3 protein-coding genes are annotated in these 1,401 nt (G+C 54.6%); all 3 read right to left on the reverse strand.

All coding sequences use genetic code 11. The features are described from left to right. Window positions 1-412 precede the first annotated feature (412 nt). Window positions 413-547 carry a hypothetical protein gene (locus tag K6T12_RS21685; protein WP_255611985.1) on the reverse strand — a complete coding sequence of 45 codons (135 nt, stop codon included), beginning with the start codon at window positions 545-547 and terminating at the stop codon, window positions 413-415. Between the two features lie 81 nt (window positions 548-628). Then, window positions 629-877 (reverse strand): GrxA family glutaredoxin, encoded by a 249-nt coding sequence (locus tag K6T12_RS21385; protein ID WP_222225001.1) that lies wholly within the window; start codon window positions 875-877, stop codon window positions 629-631. A 338-nt stretch (window positions 878-1,215) separates the two neighbouring features. Further along, window positions 1,216-1,401, reverse strand: a 186-nt coding sequence (locus tag K6T12_RS21390; protein WP_222225002.1) for a hypothetical protein, incomplete at its 5' end; no start/stop codon positions are given.

Raw genomic sequence — 1,401 nt, forward strand, 5'->3', positions numbered from 1 at the left:
CTGGGCGCCGCCATGCGCAAGCTGGTACACATCTGTTTCGGTGTGGTGAAAAACCAGCAAGAATTCCAACCACAACTGCCGTAAAAGGCCGTTGTGGCCGGAATCGAGAGATGGTATCTACGACGTGGCTCAATTGTAGGAGGGGATTTATCCGCGACCAACGGTGGGTCTTTCAGAGTTCGTGGCTTGTCGCCCGCGGAGCGGGCTACTACGACGAGGCTCTAATGTAGGAAGGGCTTCAGCCGTGACCCGTGGTGATTCTTTCAGAGTCCGTGGCCGGTTGCCCTTGGAACGGACTGCGGGGGTTGTAGCAGCGGGCTCCGACCGCGACCAGGCGAGGTATTGCCGGGTGTTCAGCCATAAAAAACCGCGTATCGGCACGCGGTTTTCCAGAAGGTTCGGTTGGTTTGATTCAGCGACGAGGACGCCGGCGCGGCGACTGTTCGTCAGTGCGAATGCGGATCGGCTGCATCCCTGGCCGAATTTCATGCCGGACAGCCAGGTACAACAGGGCCGCCAGGGCGATCAGTGTTGCGATAGTTGCCATGATGCATCTCCTCAACCGGATCTTCCGGTATCTACTTGAGCCCTTACCTTAACCAGAACGCCCCGCCCGGGCAATCAACCATTAGGGTAACGGCTGCAGTTCCTCTAGGTACTTGGCAAATTCAGTATAGCCACCGATATACTGCTGACCGATAAAAATCTGCGGCACCGTTTCCACCGGCTTGCCGATGGTCTTCTCCAGGTCGGCTTTACTGATCCCTTCCTGATGGATATCGATGTACCTGTGATTGAGTGCGTTCTGCTCGCAAAGTTCCTTGGCCCGGCGGCAGAAGCCGCAACCTTCACGGCCGAAGATCGTGATGCGTTCCATGTTGTGCTCCCGAATGAATTGCTTTCTGAGTGTATTAGAACGCAGGGTAACCTGGTGCGGCCAATTGGCAGTTTTAATCCCTCTGATAGGCCGGGTTTATTTCAGTGTAAATAAGGGGTGGCCCCCATGTAGGCAGGGCTGGCAGAGGTTGTCCCCAAAGGCTGGGGATAATGCTGTGCATAAGATAGGGGTAGCAGCCGTCAGGCTAGCAGTTATGCAGAGGGGTTACTACTGGTCAAAAAACACCCACAAATGTAACTTCATGAAAATCGGCTGTTTTTCACGAATCTTGTGCTGATTGTTGAGCGTTTGATCCGATAACGCGGCAGGCCGCTTGGTTACGTATTAATGACCAGGGCTGTGTGCAAGGTGTAGCGATGGTAATGAAAAAACCGCCCGAGGGCGTAATGCCAGTCAGTTAAGCCAACTGACTGGCATTTTTCTTTCTCACGGGGTAGCGGCATGGGCAGCTCTTTAATGCCCGGGGATAACGCCGCTCTCGCCTTGTCGGCAACACGAAAGTG

It is taken from the genome of Marinobacterium arenosum (assembly GCF_019795155.1).
GTDB lineage: Bacteria > Pseudomonadota > Gammaproteobacteria > Pseudomonadales > Balneatricaceae > Marinobacterium_C > Marinobacterium_C arenosum.

Bases quoted from the DNA above. Each gene is read 5' to 3' on its own strand.
- K6T12_RS21685 (WP_255611985.1), bottom strand. From the start codon at position 547: ATGGCAACTATCGCAACACTGATCGCCCTGGCGGCCCTGTTGTACCTG.
- K6T12_RS21385 (WP_222225001.1), bottom strand. From the start codon at position 877: ATGGAACGCATCACGATCTTCGGCCGTGAAGGTTGCGGCTTCTGCCGC.